Below are 22,370 nucleotides of genomic sequence, written 5' to 3'. Positions count from 1 at the left end.
GCGGCCGCCGGGTTCCTGATTGGCTGCCATCCGTACGGGTAGCTACCAACCCGGCCGCGCCCGTAGCCAAGCACGGGGAGAGTTCCGGTTCATGGCCGATGCGACGCCGTCGTCACCCTCGTCCACCGCCTCACCCACCTTCGACGAGGTCTTCTGCGGGCTGTTGCCCCGGCTCTACCGGCGGGCGGTGATGCTGGCAGGTTCGAGACAGTCCGCGGAGGATGTGGTGCATGAGGCGTACCTCAAACTCGCCGCGCGCCCGCAGCGCTTCCTGGCCCACCCGGAGCCGTACGCCTACGCCTTCACCGCCGTGCTCAACGTCGCCCGCGACGCCTACCGCAAGGATCGGCGCCAGGTGCTGTTCGACGCGTGGGAAGGCGTCGAGGAGGCCGGCGTGTCCGGCGGCGCGGGGGCCGGGCTCGGCGGGGCGCAGGGCGGCTGGGACGGTGGCGTGGGCCGGCGGCACGCCGAGCTCGAAGTCGTCCGGTTACTGGGCCGGTTGTCGCACCGCCAGGCCGGAATCGTCATCCTCGTGGACCTCGACGGGTACACCATCGACCAAGCCGCGAAGATCATGAAGGTGCACCGCGGTACGGCCGCCCGGCATCGCGCCCGCGCGTTGGACAGGCTGCGCGCCTACCTCGTTGAATCGGAGCACGGACGGGCGGGGAGGTGAGCGACACGGTGGGCGCGGGGCCGAGGTACGGCGGCGAGGCGAAGGGCGGCGCGAACGGGCCCGAGGGCGACCCGGAGGCGGACAACGGCCTCGGGGGCGCCGGCGGCGTGCACGGCGGGGGTGGCCAGGGCTCCGGCGGGGGCCAGGGGGACGGTTTGGGGGAGGACGCCGAGGCGATGCTGCGCGCGCGGTTGCGCAGCGCCGACGAGCAGATCGAGATGCCGCCGGGGCTGTGGGCCCGCATCAAGGAGCCGGGCGGGCAGGCGACGGCGCCCGTGGTGGTCGCACTGCCCCGCCGTCACCCGTACGTCATCGCGCTCACCGTCGCGGCGACGGTGGCCGCCGTGGCGCTGGGCGTGTGGTGGCTGGTGAGCGCGGGCACCGTCGCACCCCGACCGGCCGCCACCGGCCCGACGGTGCCGCTCACCGTCCACAACAGCGAGTCCGCCTGCCGCGCGACCCGCACCCTGGAGTGCGCGCTGCGTCTGGCCAGGGATCCGTACGCCGAGTACGCGGGGCGGGACAACGCCGCCGGCCGCGTCTGGCACGGCGATGTGCTGGCCGCCCGGTGTGTGATCACCGACGGGCGTCTGGTCCGTGACGAGGCGGGCGTGACGTCCACGCGCTGGTACCGGGTGCGTAGCGCCGAGGGTGTGACGGGCTGGCTGCCAGGGGTGCGGACACGCAACACCCGTGAGGTGCCGGTCTGCGGCGCCGAGGAGAAGTGATCGCGGCGAGCGGTGCGGACGGGCGCGGTGCGGGAGGAGCCGGTGGGGCTTCGTTCGATGGCGCGCCCCGTTCGCCGGCCCGCTGCGGAACGTGACGCAGGTCACCCCGGGTTGTGTCATATGGGGTCGGGGCGTTGTCCGTGTTCCGGGTGAACGGCTCCGGTCCGGGGCCGGCGGACACGGGAGTCGACGATGAAGTCAACTGACAGGCTCGGCGGCGCCGTCCGGGCCGGCATCCTCGCGGCCGGGCTGCTGATGCTCGCGGGCACGGCCACGGGCAGCCCGGTGCCCACGGGCCACGGGGAGGCGCGGGTGGCCGGCACGCACCGGGCCGAACGCCCGCCCACACCACCGTCGGACGCGGACCGGGGCGTGGAGGCAGACCGCGCCCAAGGACGCGAGGCTGCCCGCGGTCGGGGAGGCCAGGTCGTGAGCGAAGGCGGCGGTGGGCGCGGGAGCGAAGGCGTTGGTGGCTGAGAGGGTTGCCGTCGCCCGTCCGGCTTCCCGGCGCGTCGCCCCTCCGCTTCCGGCCGTCCGTCCCGGGCTCGTATGCCCTCCGCCTACCGTCCCCGGTACGTCGGAGTGCGGCGTTCGACGAAGGACGCCACGCCCTCCTGCGCGTCCGCAGTGGTCATGTTGATCTCCTGGGCGGTGGCCTCGGCGGCGAAGGCCGCCTCCCGGTCGGCGTCGAGCGACGCGTTGACCAGCTGTTTGGTGAGGGCCAGCGCCCGGGTCGGGCCGGCCGCGAGCCGCTCCGCCCACTCCCGCGCGGTCTTCGCCAACTCGCCGTCCGGGACGGCCCGGTTGACCAGCCCCAGTCGTTCCGCCTCGGCTGCCGGCAGCGCGTCCCCGAAGAACATCAGCTCCTTGGCGCGCTGCGGGCCGATCAGCCGCGGCAGGAGGTAGGCCCCGCCGCCGTCCGGCACCAGCCCACGCCGTACGAACACCTCGACGAAACGCGCCGATTCCGCGGCGAGCACCAGATCGCAGGCGAACGCGAGATGCGCGCCGAGCCCGGCCGCGGTGCCGTTGACGGCGGCGATGACGGGCTTCTCGCAGTCCTGCACGGCGGCGATGAAGCGCTGGGCGCCGCGGCGGATCATCCGGGCGACATCGCCGGGCACGCGGTCGCCGGTCGAGGGCGATCCGCGCAGGTCCGCCCCGGCACAGAATCCCTTGCCGGTCGCGGTGATGACGACGGCTCGTACGTCCGGGTCGGCCGAGGCGTCGGCGAGCAGGTCGATGATGCGTTCGCGCTGGTCCCGGGTGACGGCGTTCATCGCGGCGGGCCGGTTGAGCGTGATCCACGAGACGCCGTTGTCAGTGGCGTGGAGTACCCATGAGTGGGCGGGATCGGTGCGGCCGGAGTCTTCGGGGGAGGGTGACATGGGGGAGCGGCTCCAGATCGTGCGGTCGGGGAGTGTGCGGTGGGGACGGGCGCTGCGGGGCTGTGCTCGGTCGGCAGTGGGGGCGGCGCGGGCGGTGCGGGCGGTGCTTCTGCGGTCGCCGGTGCGTGTGCGGTGGCCGAGGTCTGGGCTTCCGTGTCGCCCCAGCGCTCAGTGGCAGACGGCGAGCGCGTCGAGTGCCACGGCGCCCTGCCCGCGCGGCAGGACGACCAGCGGGTTGATGTCCAGCTCCGCCAGGTCGTCGCTCAGTTCGAGTGCCATGCGCTGCACGCGCAGCACGACTTCGACGAGCGCGTCGACATCCGCGGGCGGGGCTCCGCGTACGCCTTCCAGGAGGGCGTGGCCGCGCAGTTCGCCGAGCATCGCGCGGGCGTGGTCCTCCCCGAAGGGTGGCACCCCCACCGCGACATCGCGCAGGACTTCCACGAGCACCCCGCCGAGGCCGACCGTCACCGTCGGACCGAAGAGGCTGTCGTGGGTGACGCCCACGACCATCTCGACACCGGGTTCGACCATCTGGCAGACCAGGACGCCGTCCAGCGGGATGTCCTCGTAGCGGGCGATGTCGGTGAGTTCGCGATAGGCGTCGCGGACCTGGCTGGCGGAGGTCAGCGCGATCTTCACGAGCCCGAGTTCGCTCTTGTGCCCCAGCTGCGGGCCCGATGCCTTCATGACCACCGGATAGCCGACCAGGCTCGCCGCCCGTACGGCTGCGGCGGCGCTGGTCACCAGCTGTTCGCGGGGGACGCGGATGCCGTAGGCGCGCAACAGCTGCTTGCCCGCGTGCTCACTGAGCTGCCGGCCGGGACGGATCAGCGCCTGCGCCTTGCGGGCGGAGGGCGACGGCACGCGCGGGGCGTCGTCGAAGGGGGAGCGGTAGCCGGCGGTGAAGCGGTGGTGGTCGAGATAGGCGCGGACGGCGGTGATGCAGTTGCCGAAGGTGCGGAAGGTCGCCACCCGCGAGGAGCCGAGGAGGGTGGTGCGGTAGGCGTCCTCGGTGCCGACCGGCGAGCCCCACACCACACACACCAGCTTGTCGGTCTGCTCCGCCGCCTCCACCAGGTCCCTCGCGAGCTTGTCGCTCATGGGCGGGAAGGGCCCGGTGATCGGGCAGATCAGTACACCGATGGACGGGTCGGCGAGGATCGCGTCGATGATCTTGCGCCCTCGCCAGTCGCCGACCGGGTGCCCGCCGTTGTCGATGGGATTGGCGACGTGCAGATAGTCCGGTATCCACTGGTGCAGCTCGCTCTGCTTGGCGTCCGCGAGGGTCGGCAGCCGCAGGCCCGCGGCGGTGGCCAGGTCGGCGAAGTGCGCACCGGTGCCGCCCGAGATCGAATAGACCGCGACGCCCTCGGCGGTGGGCTTCTTGGCGCGGGCCAGCAGCGCCGCGGTGTCCTGGAGTTCATCGAGGCCGTCCACCCGGATCACGCCGAACTGCCGCATCGCGGCGTCCACCACCCCGTCCGCGCCGGTGAGCTTTCCGGTGTGTGAGGCGGCGGTGCGCGCGCCGGTCTCGGTACGGCCGACCTTCACGGCGACGACCGGCACCTTGTTGCGGGCCGCGCGGTCGGCGGCGAGCAGAAAGCTGCGGCCGTCCTTGAGTCCTTCCACATACGCGGCGATGGCGCCGACCTCGGGGCGGGAGGCGAAGTAGGAGAGGAAGTCGGCGGTCTCCAGATCGGCCTCGTTGCCGGTCGGGGCCCAGTGGGAGAGGCGGATGCCGAGTTCCTGGAGGGTGAAGACCGGGCGGCCCTGGTGCCCGGACTGGGTGATCAGCGCGATGGCCGGCCCGTCCAGGTCGTCGCGGAACTTCTCGAAGGCGTTGAGGTTGGTGTTCGGGCCGAGCAGCCGCAGCCCGGAGCGCTCGACGGCCTCGGTCAGCCGGGCCTGGGCCGCCGCGCCGTCCGCACCCGTCTCGGCGAAGCCGGAGGCGAAGGCGACCGCGAACTTCACCTTGGCCTCGGCGAGTTGCTCGATGACCGGCACGGGGTCGGCGACCAGCACCACGCCCAGATCGACCGGTTCGGGCAAATCGCCGACGGCGGCGTGGCAGGGCAGGCCGAAGACGTGGGAACGGCCCGGGTTGACGGGGTGGAGCCGGGCGCCGACGCGCTCGGCCCAGTCGATCAGCTGCCGGGTGATGCCGGCGTTGGGGCGGCCTTCGCTGTCGGAGGCGCCGATCACCGCCACCGAACCGGGCCGGAAGAAGCGGTCCAGGTCGGGCACCGCGGCGTGCAGCGGGCGGCCGCTGACGTCGAGGTCGACCGCTTCGTCGGCCTGCCCGCCGCTGGCGCCGATCGGATCCCGCACGCCATGGACGGTGTGTGGTGGTTGCTCCCCACAGGCCACGACGCGGGCCGGCCGGGAGTGCGTGGTGAGGGTGCCGTGAGTCGATCCAAGCATCGCAGACGCCCGCTCCTGTGTGACGGCTCTCATTACTGACCTGACGCATAGTCAGATTACTGAACTGACGGCACGTCAGGAATGGGGCTGCACGGTAAAGCTTCCCGCGATGGGCGGGTGCTCGAACCCCCGGGCCGGGGCCGATCGGGTTTCTTTCGGCGGAGTGGCGCCTCCGGACGGGGGTGTCGGCGCCCTGGGTGGAGCGGTTGGGCTCGGGCGGCGACGCGGCCGCGCGGCGGGCGTGCGGGTTGTCGCGCTCGCCCCCTTGCGCGGTGCGGCGACCTTCGGTTCAACTGACGGACCGTCAGAAATGCGCACCGCGAACGCGAGCCCGCATCGGCTGGGCGGCGGGCGTCGTGGTCAAGGGGCGTGACATGCGGTGCACGGACTCGGGTGAGGCAGCGGGAAGGGCGTGCGGGATGCAAACGATCTGGCTCGACGGAGCCGAATGGCAGGCCGTGCTCCGTATCGGTCTCGGCCTGTGGTGGCTGGAGAGCTGGCGGCACAAGGACAAGAAGGACTGGTTCCAGGGCAAGGGCATCGCCTGGGCTGCGGACGTGGCGGGCAAGCACCGCTGGAGTGTCGTCCGGGGCGGCTTCGACAAGGTCGTACGTCCGCGTCCCCAAGTGATGGCGTATGTCGTCGCCTACGCGGAACTCGCCCTGGGGCTCGGCCTCGTGCTGGGCTTCCTCACGCCGGTCGCGCTGATCGCCGGTCTGCTGCTCAATCTGACCTACCTGGTGCTGATGATCCACGACTGGGCGGAGCAGGGGCAGAACGCGATGATGGCGCTGATCTCCCTGGTTGCCCTCTTCGCGATGAGCTGGCAGGTCTGGTCGCTCGATGCCGCGGTGGGGACCTTCCTGTGAGCGGGGCGGGAAGTGCGGCACGGTTCGATCTGCCGGAGGCGGATGCCTTCACCCGGCTGTACTGGGACGCCGCGGCTGAAGGGCGGTTGCTGTTGCGCCGGTGCCGCGCCCGAGGGTGCGGGGCCGCACACCACTACCCGCGCGAGTTCTGTCCGTTCTGCTGGAGCGAGGACGTCACCTGGGAAGCGGCCGGGGGGCGCGCCACCCTCTACACCTGGTCCGTGGTGCACCGTAACGACCTGCCGCCCTTCGGCGACCGGGTCCCCTACGTGGCTGCCGTGGTCGACCTCGCGGAGGGCCCCCGGATGATGACGGAGATCATCGACTGTCCGGAGGCGGACCTGCGGATCGGCATGCCGCTCGTGGTGGCGTTCCGTGCGGAGGGGGCGGTGCCGGACGGCGGCGGCGATGCGGCGGACAAAGGCGGGACCGCGGGCCGGGGCGGGCCGGTGATTCCCGTCTTCCGGCCCGCGTAGGGCCCGTTCCCCGAGGGAGCCGAGCGAGTCCGAGCGACGCGAACGACGAGCCGGCCCAGCTCTGGCCTCCGGGCCCGAGCCCCGGGACCGGACGGGGCGAAATGGCGTTGGCGTGCCGTTCGTGCGCGCGGCATGCTGGGGTGGTGCTGATCCGTGAAGCGACCGCGGCCGACTGGCCCGCCATCTGGCCCTTCCTCCACACCATCGTGGCCGCCGGGGAGACCTACACGTACCCGCAGGACCTCGATGAGCCGACCGCCCGCGACATGTGGATGCTCCAGCCGCCGGGTCGTACGGTCGTCGCCGTGGGCGAGTCGGGCACGGTCTTGGGTACGGCCAAGATGAACCCCAATCACATGGGCCGCGCCTCGCACATCGCCAGCGCCAGCTTCATGGTCGATCCGCAGTACGGCGGGCGCGGCGTCGGGCGGGCGCTGGGGGAACACACACTGGCCTGGGCGCGCGCCGAGGGCTACCGCGCCATGCAGTTCAACGCGGTCGTGGAGACCAACGCCGGCGCCGTCGCCCTGTGGAAGTCCCTCGGTTTCGAGATCGTGGGCACCCTCTCGGAAGGCTTCCGGCACCCCACCAAGGGTTACGTGGGGCTGCACATCATGTACCAGCAACTCTGAGGCGCGCGCCGCCGCTCACGGCCACAGCAAGTCCTGCCGCCAACCACCCTGCTCGCGGGCGTAGTTGAGGCGGATGTGGCGCCGTTGTGCGTCTCCCTGGAAGAACTCGACCTCTTCGGGGTGCAGGACGTAGAGCGTCCAGCTCGGGACGGGTGCGTCCGGCTCCCTCCGGGCGCGGTCCCAGGCGGCGGCCGAGGCCCGCTCCAGCTCCTCGGTGGAGGGGAGCACCTCACTCTGGTGTCCGACGAGCGCCGCGGCCAGCGCCCCCGTCGACCGACGGTGCAGATCGGCCGCGCTCTCCTCCGGGCCCGCCGCGGTGACCGTGCCCCGTACGCGTACCTGGCGTCCCACCGCCGGCCAGTAGAAGCCGAGGGCGGCACGCGGCCGGGCGGCGAGTTCACGGCCCTTGCGGCTGCCGCGGTGGGAGGCGAAGTGCCAGCCCTGCTCGTCGGCGTCGTGCAGCATGAGGGTCCGCACGGACGGGTCGCCGGCCGCGTCGGCCGTCGCCAGCGTCATCGTGTGCGGCTCGGGAACCCCCGCCTCCGCGGCCTCCCGCAGCCACTGGCGAAAGAGCGCCAGGGGTTCGGCGGGGGCACGGGCCGGGTCGAACGCCGGCAACTCGTTCTCCCAGACCCGCAGCCCGCGCAGCAGGTCGCGGAACGCGCGGGAGGCGGCATCGTCGGTGTGGCGGTCGGCGGCGCCTGCGGGGGCGCCGTCGTCCGGCGTGTCCTGGTGCGCGGGAAGATCGGCCATGTCAGGCAGCGTACGGCGGGCCGCCCGGCGCCGAAGCGGAGGCCGGCGCGGTAGCCGGTGCCGGCGTCGCCGCGGAGGGCGACACAGCCGGCCGTGCCGGATGGTCCTTGAGCGTGATGGCGTGCGCGGCCCGCTGCACCTCTCCGGCGATCTTCTTCGCGATCAGCTTCTTCCACGGCATGTGCGGCAGCATCCGCAGCATCAGATGCCGAAGCCGGATCTGCCACCGGGACTCCACGGTCATCTCCTTCGCGTACTTCCGCGCCAGCGCGTGATTGACCGCGACATAGCCGCGCATAGCCGTCTCGTACCGCTCGAAGGCCACCGCAGGATCGCCGCCGGACGCCGCCAGCTCCCCGGCCAGGACGTACGCGCCGACCAGCGCGATCCCCGTCCCCTGGCCCGAGGCCGGTGACGCGCAGTGCGCGGCGTCGCCGAGCAGCACCACCCGCCCGCGCGACCAGCTGTCCATCTCGATCAGGCTCATGGCGTCGAAGTAGAGGTCGGGCGCCTCGCGCGCCGCTTCCAGCATCCGCGGCACCTGCCAGCCGTCCCCGGCGAACGCGGCCTCCAGCAAAGCGACGTGCTCTGCGCGGTCCCGGTGGTCGTACGACAGGCGCGGTGAGCGGAAGGCGAGCAGGCCCTTGGCCTCCGGGTCCCCGGCCGAGCTGTAGGCGCACACCATCCTGCCGGGGATCAGGTGGTACAACTCCTCGCGGTCCAGGCCGAGTTCGTTGGGCATGGAGAAGGCCGAAATGTACGCCCCCAAGTGGCGTACGAACGACTCCTCCGGCCCGAAGGCCAGCCGCCGCACCGTCGAGTGCATGCCGTCCGCTCCCACGACGAGATCGAAGCGGCGAGGCGCGTGGCGTTCGAAGGTGACCTCCACGCAGCCCTGCCCGCCTGCCCGGCCTTCGGCGCCGGCGCCGCCGTCGGGCTGCTCGGTCAGTGAGGTGATCGAGTCGCCGAAGAGGTACTCGACGTCCCCCTTCGTGCGGTCGTGCAGGAGGCGCGCCAGCTCGCCGCGCATGATTTCGTCGTCGCGGCCGACCCGGGCGCCGAAGATGTCGGCGGGGAGGGTCGCGATGCGCTCGCCGTCGTCGTTCACGTAGGCGCCGGTCCGCATGTCCGTCCCGGCGCGCCGGATGTCGGGCAAGAGGCCCATCCGCTCGACGACGTCGATGGCCACGCCGCGGATGTCCACCTTGTATCCGCCGGTCCGCAGCTCGGGGGCGCGTTCGACGACGGTCACGGCGAAGCCGTGGTGGTGCAGCCAGTGGGCGAGAGCGGGCCCGGCGATGCCGGCGCCGGAAATCAGCACGGTCTGAGGGGTGCGCAGGGGTGAACCGGTTCCGGACATGGCGGTGTTCCCTTCGGTCGTGGCCCGCCTGGGTGGGATGGGGCGTCTGTGGTGGCGCCCGTCGGGGGCTCGCGCCGCGGACGGACGCGCGCGATGCGGGGCGGTCGGCCGCTTCCCGGCCGGAGCGCTCGCGCTGACCGGCCGATGCCTGACTGTACAACCGTCTCACACAGTTGTCTATGACGCTTGTATAGATTGCTTGTATGGATCGCTTGTGTGGATCGGGCGGCACCGGAATCGAGGCGATCGAGGACTGGCGCTGTCCTCGATGCTCTCTAGCGTGGCCTGTGCCTGCGCGGAACCCATCACACCGAGGAGCGTCCGATGAGTGAGGTCACCACCAACCAGCCGTACGGCACGCCCACCTGGATCGATCTCGGGGTGGCCGACCTCGAACGGGCGAAGGCGTTCTACGGCGCACTGTTCGGCTGGACGTACGAGGAGCGCTCCTCGGCGACCGGGCCGTTCACCATGTGTCTGCTGCGCGGACGGCGGGTGGCGGCGTTCCGGCCCCGGTCGGCCGCGGACCCCGACGGCGAGTCGTGGTGGCACATGTACGTCGCGGCGGAGGACTGCGACGCCGCGGCCGAACGCATCACGGCCCGCGGCGGCTCGGTGCTCCAACAGCCGCAGGACGTCGGCGCGTTGTGCCGCACGGCCGTCGTCGAGGACCCGGTGGGCGCCCGCTTCGGCCTGTGGCAGGGACGTGCCCTCGCGGGCTGCGAATTCGTCAACGAGCCCGGCACGCTGGTCCGCAACGACCTGGCCACGCCTGACCCCGAGCCCGCCCGTCGCTTCTACGCGGACACCTTCGACTTCACCCTGGACGGCAACAAGGACCTCCCGGACTTCGATTTCACCTTCCTGCGACGGCCGGACGGTCACGAGATCGGCGGTGTCTTCGGCGACCCGGGGGCTGCGGCGTCCCGATGGCGGACGACGTTCGAGGTCGACGGAACGGACGAGGCGGCCGAGCGCGCGGTCGCCGCCGGCGGCACGGCGTCGGAGCCGACGGACGCACCGTACGGGCGGATGGCCGATATCACCGACCCCTTCGGCACGGCTTTCGGTGTCATCACCCGTCCGCCCGCCGTACGGGCGGTGGGGGAAGGCGAGTAACAGGGGCGCGCACGGCGACTGTCGGGCAGGTTGGCGTCGGCAGTGGCACACGGCGGCGGGCCGGCGGGACGGCCGAAGAGGCAGCCCAAGAGGCGGTCGGGGAGCAGCCGGGGAGAGGGCGGGGCGCCGGCGGAGAGCGCCCGGGCAGGGCGAGCGACGGCGGGCGGAGGGCGGCAGCCCGGCCGGAAAAAATCCCTTCGCCCGAGCCGCGGCCCGCGTCTACTCTTCCCGTATGAAGTTTCTCCAGATCTACGGCTGAGACGCCCGAGGGCGCTCTTGCCGCCCCGCCGCCCGTACCCACCTGCGCCCTGCGCGCGACCGGCTGAGCCGTCGTCGTCGCCATGGTGCCGCTCGGTCCGGGCCTGTCGTCCTCATCCGCCGTAGCTCTGTACCGAAGGACATCCCATGATGCGTCGTATTCGCCCTGCCCACGACGTCCACCAGGCGCACAGCGCCGCCACCCGCCAGGCCCGCCAGGGCATCGGCGACTCCCACCGGCCGGCGGCCCATATCGCCATGATCGGCGCGCCGATGGTCAGCCATGTGCTGCCCGGCCTCGGCATCATCCGGGAGCTGGTGGCCCGCGGTCATCGCGTGACGTACGCCAACAGCGACCACGCGGCCGAGCTGATCGCTTCCACCGGCGCCGAGTTCGTCCCTCTCACCACCACGCTCCCGGTGGCCGACAACAACTGGCCGCAGGACCCGATCGCCGCGTCATCGCTCTTCCTCGACGACGCGATGGCGATGCTGCCGCAACTGCGCGCCGTGTACGACGACGACCCCGCCGACGTGTACCTCTACGACATCGGGGCCTACGCCGCCCGTGCCCTGGCCGAGGCCCAGGGCAGGGACGTCGTCCAGCTGTCGCCGACCTTTGTGGGCTGGGAAGGCGCCCAGGAAGAGATCGCCGCGGCCTTCGCCGGGCTGCCGGGGGCCGACGTCTACCGCGCGCGGTTCGCGGCGTGGCTGGCGGAGTGCGGTGCGCTCACCACGGACGTGGACGCGTTCTCCGGCCGACCGCGGAGGGCGCTGGCGATGATCCCGCGGGCCATGCAGCCGCATGCGGACCGGGTGAATGACGAAGCCGTGACGTTCGTCGGGCCGTGCTTCGGTGACCGGGCGCGGGAGCAACAGGGTGCCTGGACGCGGCCCGCCGGGGCCGAGAAGGTGCTGCTGGTGTCCCTGGGGTCGGCGTACACGCGGCAGCCGGAGTTCTACCGCAGTTGCGTGGCCGCCTTCGGGGAGCTCCCCGGCTGGCATGTGGTGCTGCAGATCGGCAAGCACACCGATCCGGCGGAGCTGGGGGAGGTGCCGGCGAACATCGAAGTGCACTCCTGGGTACCGCAGTTGGCGATCCTGGAGCAGGCCGACGCGTTCGTGACGCATGCGGGCATGGGAGGCAGCAGCGAGGGACTGTACGCCGGGGTGCCGATGATCGCCGTGCCGCAGGGTGCCGAACAGTTCCTCAATGCCGACCGGCTGGTCGAGGTGGGTGTCGCCCGGCGTATCGACACGGCGGATGCCACGGCGGAGGCCCTGCGTACGGCCCTGACGGAACTCACCACGGACGAACGCGTCGCCGCGCGCTCGGCCGAACTCCGCGCCGAGGCCCGCGCCGAGGGCGGTGCGAGCCGGGCCGCGGACCTCATCGAGGAGCGGATCGGGAGGCTCTAGCCCGGCGGGCAGTGGCCGGGTGGGCCGGGGCGACGCGCGGGCGGTATGCGGTCAGGAGAAGATCGCGTGCACCTGATCGACCGCTTCCGGCCCGTAGCCCACCGTCCCCACGGGGACCGCGCCGTCGATCGCCTCGATGATGCGCCCTGCCCACACCGGCCCGAACCCGCCGCACAGCTCGATCAGTTGCGCGCCCTCGGCCACCAGCCGGCGGGCGACCTCGACGGCCTCCTCGGGCTTCGCCACCCCGACGAGCACGGTGCGGCACTCGCCCGTGTCCACGGTGCTGACATCGCCGCCCGCGGCGCTGCCGGCCGCTGTGTAGATGAATCCCCAGTGCGTGAGTGCCATGTGCCAACCCCCTGTGCTCGTCGAAGCCACCAGCCAAGCAGAACGGTGCGTGGGCCGTACCGGATCGACGACGACCCGCGAGTGATCCACGCCTCATGGCCGGGGGACCTGGGGCGTGTCCGCACGCCCTAGTCCCGCCCCAGCACCACCGTTCCCGACGAGCAGAACCAGCCGCCGGTGCCGGAGGCGACGGCCAGTTGGGGCAGGCGGCCGTCGGGCCGGTGGACCTGTCGGCCGTCGCCCGCCTCGCCCCGGAGTTGGCGCACCGCCTCGACCAGGAGGAACAGGCCGCGCATGCCGGGGTGGCAGGCGGCCAGGCCGCCGCCGTCGGTGTTGACGGGCAGCGCGCCGTCCCGTAGCAGCCGGCCCTTCTCCACGAACGCCCCGCCCTCGCCCTTGGCGCAGAAGCCGAGGTCTTCCAGCGTCACCAGGGTCATGTAGGTGAAGGCGTCGTAGAGCTCGGCGAGGTCGATCTCCGTAGGGCGGACACCGGCGCGCTGGAAGGCGAGGCGGCCGGATACCGCCGCGGGCGAGACCGTGAAGTCCGCCCACTGGGACATGGTGGTGTGGGAGACCGCCGTGCCGGTGCCGAGTACCCATACCGGAGGTTTGGCGAGGTCGGCGACGAGGTCCTCCGCGACGAGCAGGACCGCGCAGCCGCCGTCGGAGCGGATGCAGCAGTGCAGCTTGGTGAACGGGTCGGCGATCATCGGGCCGGACAGGACGTCGTCGACGGTGATCGGCGTGCGGTACATGGCGTCCGGGTTGGCTGCCGCGTTGGTCCGTGCCTGAACGGCGATCTGCGCCAACTGTTCCAGCGTGGTGCCGTATTGGTGCATGTGGCGGCGGGCGGCCATGGCGTATTTGGCGATCAGGGTGTGCCCATGGGGGACCTCGAACTGGAGGGGGCCGCGGGCCCCGAACGAGAGGTTCGAGGTACGTCGCCCGGCTTTGATGTCGGCGCGGGCCGTGGAGCCGTAGACGAGGAGGACGGCCTTCGTGTGGCCGGCGGCGATCGCGTCGGCGGCGTGCGCGGCCATGACTTCCCAGGTGGAGCCGCCGACCGATGTCGAGTCGACCCAGGTGGGGGCGAGGCCCAGGTATTCGGCGACTTCGACGGGCGCCAGGGTCCCGAGACCGGCCGAGGCGAATCCGTCGATCACCGACCGGTCCAGGCCGGAGTCGGCGAGCGCGCGGCGGGCGGCCTGGGCGTGCAGGGCGTAGGGGGTGGCGTCGTCCACGCGTCCGCAGTCGGACAGGGCGACTCCGGCGACGGCGACCTTGCGATTCCCGGCAGGGCTCCCTGAAGGCATTATCTGACGGTACATCAGATCAGATGGGCCGGGCAGAGGTCGCACTCCCGGGCTCGGGGCCTCCGTGATCTGCTTCCGCCGGGCCGCGCGCCTAGGAAAGTGCACAGCGGATCCTTACTATGACGGCCCGTCAGTTATGGCGAACGTGTGTCGCGGTGTCGTGCTACCGGATGCCACGCACCGAGCCCGTTCGCGCTGGCGGGCCTTGTCGCACGGCCGGGAGGAGCCCGCCGATGGATGCCGCGTTCACCGAGGAGCAGGACGAGATCCGCCGCACGCTGCGCGAGCTGCTGCACAAGCACTGCGGTCCTGACGAGACCAAGGCCGCGGTGCGCACCCCACCGGGCCACGACGAGGCGCTGTGGCGCCGGCTCGCCCACGACCTCGGGCTGCCCGGCCTTGCGCTGCCCGCCGCATACGGAGGCGTGGGGTGCGGTCCCACCGAACTCGCCCTGGCCGGCGAGGAGACCGGCCGCGCGCTGCTGCCGTCGCCGCTGGTCGCGACCGCGGCGCTGGCCGCTCCGCTGATCCTGTCGCTGGGCACCGCCAGGCAGCGCACCGAACTGCTGCCCGCCATCGCCGCCGGGCAGCTGACCGGGACGCTGGTCGTGCCGGGCGGGCAGCTGACGACCGCGCTCGCGCTGATCGGGGCCAACGACGGTGACTGGGCGGGCGGCGGCCGGTCCGGCGGAATACAGGCGCGGGTCGACGACGGAGTCTGGCGGCTGTACGGGGAGGCCGGACAGGTCCTGGACGGCCATACCGCCGGCGTACTTGTGGTGGCCGCGCACACGGGCGGATTCGCGCGGGGCCGCACGCTGCTCTTCCTCGTACGGACGGAAGGCGGGGCTTCGGGTCAGGACGCCGCCGTAGCTCCGCCCGCCGAGGTGTCCGGCCTGCTGCGGACCCGGCAGACCGTGATGGACGAGACACGGAGCCAGGCCAGGGTGGAACTCCGTGACGTACCGGCCGAGTTGCTGGGGGAGATCGGAGGCGACGGGGCTGCGGTGGCCTCCGCGCTCGCGGCGACGGGCGCGGTGGCTGCCGCCGTGCTGGCCGCCGAGGCGGTCGGTGCGGCCGACGCCGCGCTGGCCCGCACCGTCGCCCACGTCCAGGCGCGCGAGCAGTTCGGCCGGCCCATCGGGTCCTTCCAGGCGATTCAGCACCGGCTCGCCGACCTGTACGTCACGGTGCAGGCGGCACGCTCCGCGGCGTACTACGCGGCCTGGACGGTGGGTGGCGACCCACACGCCGGGGCCCGCCGCGCCGCCGAGCCGGGCGTGTGCGGTCTGGCGCTCGCGCAGGCGCTGGAGGCGCTGCGGACGGTGGCGGCGGAGGCGGTGCAACTGCACGGCGGCATCGGCTTCACCTGGGAGCACGACGCGCATCTCACCTTCAAGCGGGCGGCCTGCGACGAACTGCTGCTGGGCCCCGTACACCGGCTCCGGGCGCACGCCGCGGAGCAGGCCGGGCTGTTCACACCCGGGGCGCGAGAGGCGGTCGGTGCCTGATGCCGCCCGGACTGAGGATGGTGCAGAAGGTCTCTTCCACGCGTACGTTCGCGCGGATCGCGCCACATGTCATTCCCGCGCTGGACCGTGCGGTGCACCGGTTGACCCGGGGCAAGGTCCTGCTCAGCGCGCGACTGCTGCCCGGGGTGATTCTGACCGCGACCGGCGCCAGGAGTGGGCAGCCGCGGCGTACGCCACTCGCGTGCATGCCCGAGGAAGGCGGCAGCTGGCTGCTCATCGGCAGCAATTTCGGGCGGCCCGGACACCCCGCCTGGACGGGCAATCTCCTCAAGCACCCTGACGCAGAGGTGAGTTGGCGCGGCGCGGACATCGCGGTACGGGCGCGGCTGCTCACCGGGGAGGAGCGGGAGCGGGCCTGGCGCGCGGCGCTGGCGTTCTGGCCGCCGTACGCGGCCTATCAGGCGCGGGTCGAGCGGGAGATCCGGCTGTTCCGGCTGGAGCGGTGCTGAGCTTGCGCGGTGATGCCGCGTCGCGCCGGTCGTGCCTGGCGGTCAGCTCGCTGCCGGGGGCGCCACAGCGGCGCGGGCGCACGCGCAGCGGGTGCCGTTCGAACCCCTGAGGGGCCTGACGGCACCCGCTGTGTGTGCAGCTGTGCGGCTATGGCAGGACGGATACAGGACGGATCGCGAACTGTCCCGGTCGGGCCGGGATGTCGGGGCACGCCGGGTGAACACGATGGCGTGGCTCGTTACTTCGTCGGCTTCTTGCCGGTGACGCCGAGGTGCACCAGCAGCGCCAGGTTCGGCTTGAGCTCCGCCTGCTTGACGCCCCAGCTCTGGAAGCCCTTCTGGTGTCCGGCAACCGCCGCGAGCATCGCGACGATCGAGCCGGCCATGGCCGCCGGGCTCACGTCCTTGTCGACCTTGTTCCTGCTCTGGAGCTCCCGGATGGACTCCGCAAGGGAGTTGTTGACGGCGTTGAGGATCTTCAGGCGGATCTTGTAGAACCGCTTGTCGCCCTCGGCAGCGCCCAGGTCCACGACGCGCAAAATCGCGTCGTGCTTGCGCCAGAAGGAGAGGAAGCCGTCGACGAGCTCCTCCGCCGTCTGCCAACCGGACTTGCCCACCCAGGAGCGGCCGGCGACGAGATCGGTCAGAGTTGCGCCTTCTTTGGCCATCTCCTCGGCGATTTCGAGGACGGCGCCCTCCACGTCCGGGAAGTACTGATAGAACGTAGCGGGTGAAGTGCCCGCCTTTCGGGCCACATCGATGACCTTGACGTCCCGATACGGCGATGAACTGAGCATTTCGCTGAGGCAGTCGAGCAGCTTTTGCCGCGTTGCCTGCCCGCGGCGGCCGGCAACTCTGCCGTCGACGGTTCGCACTTGTCCTGTCATGCCGTCAGCTTACCGAGGGGTGATCGGAGCGCGATTTGGCTGCCTGCAAATGGGGATGCGGCAGTTCACGACGCTCCGTTTTCGTTGCCGCGCCGATGGCGGGCCCGAGGGCCGCCGTACCGGCGAGGGGCGGCCTCTCGGCGGGTTGCGCCGTGCGTGCGTGACGGGCCGCCGAAGAGCGGTGGGCGGCGATTGACCCGAACCGGTGAATGATCTTATCAACAGGCTGTGGAAAACCTCTGTGCGTAAGGCGCGGTTCCTCGCGCCGCCCGCGCGGCAAGTGTGTGCCGCATGGGGCTCGTTGGGCGTCGCACCATCCCTTTATCGATCGTATGTGCGAACAATTCGCCAGGCAGGGCGCCTGGGCCGCCGCTAGCGTGGTGGCGTGGCCGCATTCGCGGACGGCGCACCGCGCCGGTCGGATGCGGTGCGGCCCGGTGCCTGTGAGGGCGAGCGGTTCCACGGCGAGCCCGTCGGCCGGACCGTCTCCGCGCGGTTCCGCGACCGTCCTCGGTGGGGTGCCCGGCGCGCTCGCGACCCACTTCGGGCGGCTCGTTCGCGGTCCTCGGTGACAATCAGGGGTCACCTTCGGCGTCATGGCCACGAAATGGCGTCCGGGACCCCAGAATTGAAGAAGCGTTCGCGCGCGGACGCGGAGATGTACGGGCAGGCGACGGCAGGGATGGCATGACCGGTAGGGGATGGGCGCGCGGCCGGAGGGTCGCGGCGGTGACGGGGCGGGCCGCGTCGGCGGTGGCGTGCGGCGGGAGAGCGGCCGGCCGGCCGCCGCGCTACGGAATACCGGCGGCGGGTGCCCGGCCGGTGTGACACCGCGGCGTCCAGGGCCGGTGCGTGCGCCTGTTTTCGGCCACGCCCGTCGGCTTCACCGCCGTGGCGAGCGTGCGGTGAGGGTGTACGTATCGGACACGGCGACATCTGCGGACGATCCGCAACCGACCGGTAACCCCCTGGCAACCCCACCTCGGCGGACGTATCGGCGCACGTCAGGCGGGGGTGCGTTACGCCAGGTAACGACCCCGGTGCGTACCACTGGGGGTGAGTGGTGACACGACGCACGGGCCCCGGGTTCGCAACCGTCGGCCCGGCCAGGAAGAATCAGTTCGCGTACGGCCGTTTCGGCAGTCCTTGCCGCAGGCGGGGAGACGCTGCACGGGGCGGTGGCTCTCGGCGGCTCGTGGCTATGGAGAGTCTCTTTTTTCGCCCCACGGGGAGGTGGCAGGCAAGTGGTGGAGCAGCTGACGCAGCTGACGCAGCACGATCCCCGACGGATCGGCCCGTTCGAGGTGCTCGGCCGTCTCGGGGCCGGCGGCATGGGTCTGGTCTATCTGGCGCGTTCGGCGTCCGGCCGGCGTGTGGCGATCAAGACGGTGCGCACCGAGCTCGCGGAGGACCAGCTGTTCCGGGTCCGCTTCACCCGTGAGGTCGAGGCGGCGCGCGCGGTCAGCGGCTTCTACACCGCCGCGGTGGTGGACGCCGATCCCCGGGCGGCGGTGCCGTGGCTGGCGACCGCCTACGTCCCCGCGCCCTCCCTCGAGGAAATAGTCAATGAGTGCGGGCCGTTGCCGGCTCAGGCGGTGCGCTGGCTGGCGGCCGGGATCGCCGAGGCGCTGCAGTCCATCCACGGCGCCGGACTGGTCCACCGCGACCTCAAGCCGTCCAACGTCCTGGTCGTCGAGGACGGCCCCCGGGTAATCGACTTCGGCATCGCCTCCGGGGTGTCCAACACCCGTCTGACGATGACCAATGTGGCCGTGGGAACGCCGGCGTACATGTCTCCCGAGCAGGCCCGCGACTCGCGCAGTGTGACGGGCGCCAGCGATGTCTTCTCCCTGGGCTCGACCCTGGTCTTCGCCGCCACCGGGCATGCGCCGTTCCACGGCGCGAACCCCGTCGAGACCGTCTTCATGCTGCTGCGCGAGGGCCCGGACCTGGCGGGGCTGCCCGAGGAGCTGCGTCCGCTGATGGAGTCCTGCATGCAGATGGAGGCGCCGCACCGACCGTCTCCGGCGGACCTGCAGTCCCAGCTCGCCCCCCATCTCTTCGGGTCCGGCAGCGACGACAGCGGCACGGCCTCCGCCTGGCTGCCGGCCGGCGCGGTGGCGCTCATAGAGGGGCGGCGCGGCGGCCGGTCGTCCGTTCCCAAGGCCGCGCCCCAGCGCGCCAACTCCGGCCAGGGGCGCGGCGCCGGCCGGCCCGCCCCCGCCGCGGCGGCCCCGGTGCCGCCGCAGCCCGTGCAGCCCCCGCCGCGGCCCGACGGCCCGCCGCCCACCGGCTGGCCCGGCCAGATCGGCGCGGGTCCCGGTGCGCACCGCGGCGGCGACCCCCGTGGCGCCGGCCCCGGCCCGATGCCGCCGCAGGTCGCGGCGCTCGGCCCGGACGCCTCGACGGCCCGGGTGACCCCGGTCTCCGCGGCCCCGCCCGCCTCCGCCCAGGCGCCCGCCGCCGCGCTCTCCTCCGCCCCGCCTGAGGGCTCCGGCGGTCCCGTACGGCTCGGGGGCTCGCCGGCCCCGATCGGGCCCGGCCCGCGCGCCGCGGACGCCCGTGAGCCGCAGCCGCACGCCCACGCCGGCCCCGCGACGAACTGGGTGCGACCGCCCGGAGGCGGCCCGACGACCGGTGTCCCGCCGCAGGGCCCCGCGGCGGGCGGAGCCCCGACGGGCGAGGCGGTACGCCCCGAAGCGGCGCCCCCCGAGGCGCCCGCGGCGGAGGCCGGCCGCTGGCGTCCCTGGCGGTTCCGGATGTCGAACGACGTGTGGGGGACCCCCGCCGTCGCCGACGACCTGCTGTACGTCACCTCGTTCGAGGTGCACGCCCTCGATGTGGCCAGCGGGCGGCGGAAGTTCAAGACCCGCGATGTCGCCTGGGCGATGGCCGTCGCCGACGGCCGGATCCACGCCTCCGACGGCCCGAGCCTGTACGCCCTCGACGCCGATGACGGTGCCGAACGCTGGCGGCTCAACACCGAAGGCTGGGTCTACGCCCTCAAGGTCGATCGCGGGACCGTCGTCACCGCCACCCGCGGCGGCGGTGTCCAGGCGTGGGAGGCCGGCAACGGCGAGCTGCTGTGGGAGATCGGCGGCGTACAGACCGACTTCGAGACGGCCGAGGCCGCGCCCGTGGTGCACGACGGCACGGTGTTCGTCTGGGCTGACGCGCGGCTGAAGGCGCTGGAGGCGCGCACCGGCGCGGAACGCTGGTCGTACCCGGTGGGGGACGCGGCATCCTGCGGCGGGGTGCCGATGCGGCTGCTGCCCGCCTCGGACGGCGTGGTCTACGTGGTCGCCGGCACCCGGGTGCTGGCGATCGACATCGCGCGCGGCGATGTCCGCTGGCACTTCGAGGCGCCCGCGGCGTTCCTGTGCCCGCCGGCCTTCGCCCCCGGCCCGGCGGTCACCGGCGGCGGGGTCTATCTGGCGGACTACCTCGGCACGGTCTACGCCCTGGACGCCGCTGACGGCCGCGACCGCTGGCGCATCGCGACGGAGGCACGGCAGTCCACCGAGCCGGTCCTGGTCGCGCACGGCGCGGTCCACCTGGGCAGCGGCAAGGCGCTCTACACGCTGGACGCGGTGACCGGCACCCCCCGCTGGCGGTTCCAGGCGGGCGCCGAGGTCGTGGGCGCCCCGGTCGTCGCGGAGGGCCGGGTGCACTTCGGGTCCGCCGACCACTGCCTGTACACGCTGGACGCGATGGGCGGTCAGCTGCGCTGGAAGCTGGCCACCGGCGGCGAGATCACCGGCTCCCCCGTGGCCGTCGGCGGCGTGGTCTACGCGTGCAGCAAGGACCGCTGCGTCTACGCGCTGGACGCGGCCAAGGGGACGGGGCTGGCCCGGCGGTCGTAGTCGCCGGGCGGTCGGGACGGCTCGGCCGCGGGGCTCCACCGGCCTTCGCCGCGCCCGCGTCGGCGGTGGCGGATCCGCCGTTCACCGCTGTTCGTCGTACGGGCCTTGGGGCGGCTCGTCCGGTTGCGGGCGACGGGGCTGCCGATGTTCCTGACCCCACTTCACCGGGGGCGTGGGCGGTTGCGGATGAGTCGGCCGGGTCGGCTGCTGCCAGGTGTGCTGCGGCGGCGGCTCCGGCCACGGTGCGGTGGGCACGTCCTGCGGCGGCGCCCCGCCGGGCGGGGGCTCGGCGGCGGGTCCGGCACCCGTGGGATACGGCCGCTGGTCCCGCTCGTCGGTCGCCGGAGGGTCCTGGACCACGGGTTGGGGGGCGGTCGACCGCTCGTCGTCGTAGCCGTCCCGGTCGTACCGCGTGTACTGGGTGTATTGATCGTCCCGGGCGTACGGGCTGTACTGACCGTCCCCGGCGTACTGATCGTCCCGGCCGTAGGCGTCCCGCTGGGGCTGCCCGTGGTACCCGTCGTCATAGCGGCCGTCGTCGACGCGGTGGCGTCGCCCGCGCATGATCAGCGCGCCGAGCAGGAGCAGCACCCCGCCCCCCAGGGCCGCGGCCGCGCCGACGCCCAGACCGCCGTCGGTGCCCGCGGTGAGTTCGCCCTCGGCCTGGCCCTGGCGGATCATCCACAGGATGGTGAAGCCGAGCACCACCACACCGGCGAGGGCCACCATGAGGCGTGCCCGCAGCATCACGCCGATCAGGGTCAGCACGGCGGCGAACAGCATGGGAAGCAGCAGCGAGCCGAAGAGTTCGGCGCCGCTGTCGGTGATCCCGCCGAAGAGGTCGTCGATGCGGATGTCGCTGCCGTGACGGCCGTCGTACCAGGGACGGAAGGGGCTCCAGACGGCGGCCGCCGCTCCGACGAGGGCGATCAGGCCGCCGAGTACGTTGCGCACCACTGGCGTCGCCTCGTTTCGCGTCGTCCGGTCGTCCTCCGTGACCGACGCTACGCCTGACCGCACCCTCTCGCTAGACATATGCCCCTTTACTCGGCATGTCCTGCACTTTCGGGGTAAACGGGATGTTTGGCCTTCCCTTCGACTGCTCGCGCCATACCCGCGCCACGCGCCGCACGGCCTCCTCCACCGCCCGGGAGCGGTTACTCCTCAGTCGCCCATGGGCCCGTACGGGCGGCACCTCGCCCTTGCTATCGTGCCGTGCACGCGTCAAGTCGAGCGCCGACGCGGCACACACGGATTCACGGGGGATCGGCACGCAATGAACGAGCGCACGCACATACGCACGGGCTTCCGCAGAGGCACCCGGGCGGCCGTCGCGGCCGGTCTGGTCCTGGCCACCGTCGCCGTGGTCGGCGGCTGCGCACGCGGCCACGGCAGGGGCGGGTTCATCGGCGGCATCGGCGGGGGCTCGGACCACACCGTTTCCGCGCCCTCCTACTCCTACTCGCCGACGCCCGACCCGTACGAGACCCCGACGTACGAGCCGTCCTACTCGCCGTCGCCGACGCCGGAGACCTTCGACCCGGACGGCCGGTCCGACGTCGACGGCAGCGGCTGCGACTACTCCGAGTCGCTGCGGCAGTTCTCCTACACCGTCTCGGTGACCAACCCGTCGACCTCCGACACCTTCTCCTACGACATGGCCGTCAACTGGATGAAGGCGAAGCCGGCGGACGGCAAGGCGTACGGGCTGCACCAGCGCAGCATCGTCGTGGGCCCGGGGGACACCGAGACCTACACCGCCCGCTACACCGTCAACCAGGCGTCCGTCGGGCAGTTCTGGTTCACCTGCCAGATCACGCGGGCGCAGAAGACCCGCATGTGACGCGGCCGGAGTCCGGGGCGTCCCGGAGCC

The 22,370-nt window shown here is 72.7% G+C and carries 20 protein-coding genes; 12 read left to right on the top strand and 8 right to left on the bottom strand.

The window, feature by feature from the left end; translation table 11 throughout:
• The first annotated feature begins 91 nt into the window (after positions 1–91).
• The 3 genes from ACGFZW_RS10335 to ACGFZW_RS10325 all read left to right on the top strand — a co-directional run bounded on the left by ACGFZW_RS10335 (position 92) and on the right by ACGFZW_RS10325 (position 1,881).
• On the top strand, positions 92–676 hold the full coding sequence (locus ACGFZW_RS10335) for an RNA polymerase sigma factor (RefSeq protein ID WP_393892637.1): 585 nt from the start codon (positions 92–94) through the stop codon (positions 674–676).
• Complete coding sequence (locus ACGFZW_RS10330; protein ID WP_393892636.1) at positions 673–1,404, top strand: hypothetical protein; 732 nt, start codon at positions 673–675, stop codon at positions 1,402–1,404. Before ACGFZW_RS10335 ends, ACGFZW_RS10330 begins: the two co-directional genes overlap by 4 nt.
• Positions 1,405–1,596: 192 nt before the next feature.
• Positions 1,597–1,881: a hypothetical protein gene (locus tag ACGFZW_RS10325; RefSeq protein WP_393892635.1), complete on the top strand. Its 285-nt coding sequence runs from the start codon at positions 1,597–1,599 to the stop codon at positions 1,879–1,881.
• 83 nt (positions 1,882–1,964) lie between these two features.
• On the opposite strand, the gene ACGFZW_RS10320 is transcribed toward ACGFZW_RS10325, so the two are convergent.
• Entirely contained in the window at positions 1,965–2,792 is an 828-nt protein-coding gene (locus ACGFZW_RS10320) for an enoyl-CoA hydratase/isomerase family protein (protein WP_393892634.1), read from the bottom strand.
• A gap of 168 nt (positions 2,793–2,960) precedes the next feature.
• A complete protein-coding gene (locus tag ACGFZW_RS10315; protein ID WP_393892633.1) occupies positions 2,961–5,216 on the bottom strand; it encodes an acetate--CoA ligase family protein in 2,256 nt (751 codons plus the stop codon).
• A 419-nt stretch (positions 5,217–5,635) separates the two neighbouring features.
• On the opposite strand from ACGFZW_RS10315, the gene ACGFZW_RS10310 reads away from it, so the two are divergent.
• From ACGFZW_RS10310 to ACGFZW_RS10300, 3 genes are all read left to right on the top strand, one after another.
• On the top strand, positions 5,636–6,085 hold the full coding sequence (locus ACGFZW_RS10310) for a DoxX family membrane protein (protein WP_393892632.1): 450 nt from the start codon (positions 5,636–5,638) through the stop codon (positions 6,083–6,085).
• Complete coding sequence (locus ACGFZW_RS10305; RefSeq protein WP_393892631.1) at positions 6,082–6,561, top strand: Zn-ribbon domain-containing OB-fold protein; 480 nt, start codon at positions 6,082–6,084, stop codon at positions 6,559–6,561. The genes ACGFZW_RS10310 and ACGFZW_RS10305 overlap by 4 nt, the downstream gene beginning before the upstream one ends.
• A gap of 143 nt (positions 6,562–6,704) precedes the next feature.
• Complete coding sequence (locus ACGFZW_RS10300; RefSeq protein ID WP_393892630.1) at positions 6,705–7,193, top strand: GNAT family N-acetyltransferase; 489 nt, start codon at positions 6,705–6,707, stop codon at positions 7,191–7,193.
• A gap of 15 nt (positions 7,194–7,208) precedes the next feature.
• On the opposite strand, the gene ACGFZW_RS10295 is transcribed toward ACGFZW_RS10300, so the two are convergent.
• Positions 7,209–7,946, bottom strand: a complete 738-nt coding sequence (locus ACGFZW_RS10295) for a pyridoxal 5'-phosphate synthase (protein WP_393892629.1) — start codon at positions 7,944–7,946, stop codon at positions 7,209–7,211.
• A gap of 1 nt (position 7,947) precedes the next feature.
• Entirely contained in the window at positions 7,948–9,306 is a 1,359-nt protein-coding gene (locus ACGFZW_RS10290; protein ID WP_393892628.1) for an FAD-dependent monooxygenase, read from the bottom strand.
• 324 nt (positions 9,307–9,630) lie between these two features.
• Here ACGFZW_RS10290 and ACGFZW_RS10285 point away from each other — a divergent pair, with 324 nt between their 5' ends.
• Together ACGFZW_RS10285 and ACGFZW_RS10280 are read left to right on the top strand one after the other, a co-directional pair.
• Positions 9,631–10,425, top strand: a complete 795-nt coding sequence (locus ACGFZW_RS10285) for a VOC family protein (RefSeq protein ID WP_393892627.1) — start codon at positions 9,631–9,633, stop codon at positions 10,423–10,425.
• 516 nt (positions 10,426–10,941) lie between these two features.
• Entirely contained in the window at positions 10,942–12,102 is a 1,161-nt protein-coding gene (locus ACGFZW_RS10280) for a macrolide family glycosyltransferase (RefSeq protein WP_393892838.1), read from the top strand.
• A gap of 51 nt (positions 12,103–12,153) precedes the next feature.
• Here the strand turns inward: ACGFZW_RS10280 and ACGFZW_RS10275 are convergent, their stop codons facing one another.
• Both ACGFZW_RS10275 and ACGFZW_RS10270 read right to left on the bottom strand, forming a co-directional pair.
• On the bottom strand, positions 12,154–12,453 hold the full coding sequence (locus ACGFZW_RS10275) for a DUF6506 family protein (protein WP_393892626.1): 300 nt from the start codon (positions 12,451–12,453) through the stop codon (positions 12,154–12,156).
• A gap of 128 nt (positions 12,454–12,581) precedes the next feature.
• Positions 12,582–13,766, bottom strand: coding sequence for an acetyl-CoA acetyltransferase (locus tag ACGFZW_RS10270; RefSeq protein WP_393892625.1), 1,185 nt, complete (start codon positions 13,764–13,766; stop codon positions 12,582–12,584).
• A 233-nt stretch (positions 13,767–13,999) separates the two neighbouring features.
• Between ACGFZW_RS10270 and ACGFZW_RS10265 the strand changes: the two genes are divergently transcribed.
• Together ACGFZW_RS10265 and ACGFZW_RS10260 are read left to right on the top strand one after the other, a co-directional pair.
• On the top strand, positions 14,000–15,277 hold the full coding sequence (locus ACGFZW_RS10265; protein ID WP_393892624.1) for an acyl-CoA dehydrogenase family protein: 1,278 nt from the start codon (positions 14,000–14,002) through the stop codon (positions 15,275–15,277).
• Entirely contained in the window at positions 15,277–15,747 is a 471-nt protein-coding gene (locus tag ACGFZW_RS10260; RefSeq protein WP_393892623.1) for a nitroreductase family deazaflavin-dependent oxidoreductase, read from the top strand. Before ACGFZW_RS10265 ends, ACGFZW_RS10260 begins: the two co-directional genes overlap by 1 nt.
• 239 nt (positions 15,748–15,986) lie before the next feature.
• Here the strand turns inward: ACGFZW_RS10260 and ACGFZW_RS10255 are convergent, their stop codons facing one another.
• Positions 15,987–16,634: a TetR family transcriptional regulator gene (locus ACGFZW_RS10255; protein ID WP_393892622.1), complete on the bottom strand. Its 648-nt coding sequence runs from the start codon at positions 16,632–16,634 to the stop codon at positions 15,987–15,989.
• A gap of 1,244 nt (positions 16,635–17,878) precedes the next feature.
• Between ACGFZW_RS10255 and ACGFZW_RS10250 the strand changes: the two genes are divergently transcribed.
• Positions 17,879–20,497: a PQQ-binding-like beta-propeller repeat protein gene (locus ACGFZW_RS10250; protein WP_393892621.1), complete on the top strand. Its 2,619-nt coding sequence runs from the start codon at positions 17,879–17,881 to the stop codon at positions 20,495–20,497.
• Between the two features lie 81 nt (positions 20,498–20,578).
• Here ACGFZW_RS10250 and ACGFZW_RS10245 read toward each other — a convergent pair whose 3' ends face one another.
• Positions 20,579–21,454: an NADH-quinone oxidoreductase subunit J gene (locus ACGFZW_RS10245; RefSeq protein WP_393892620.1), complete on the bottom strand. Its 876-nt coding sequence runs from the start codon at positions 21,452–21,454 to the stop codon at positions 20,579–20,581.
• A gap of 319 nt (positions 21,455–21,773) precedes the next feature.
• Between ACGFZW_RS10245 and ACGFZW_RS10240 the strand changes: the two genes are divergently transcribed.
• Positions 21,774–22,340, top strand: a complete 567-nt coding sequence (locus ACGFZW_RS10240) for a hypothetical protein (RefSeq protein ID WP_393892619.1) — start codon at positions 21,774–21,776, stop codon at positions 22,338–22,340.
• Positions 22,341–22,370: the final 30 nt, after the last annotated feature.

The organism is Streptomyces sp. NPDC048248 (assembly GCF_043201875.1).
Taxonomy (GTDB): domain Bacteria; phylum Actinomycetota; class Actinomycetes; order Streptomycetales; family Streptomycetaceae; genus Streptomyces.
This window is presented reverse-complemented; position numbering and strand designations above follow the sequence as displayed.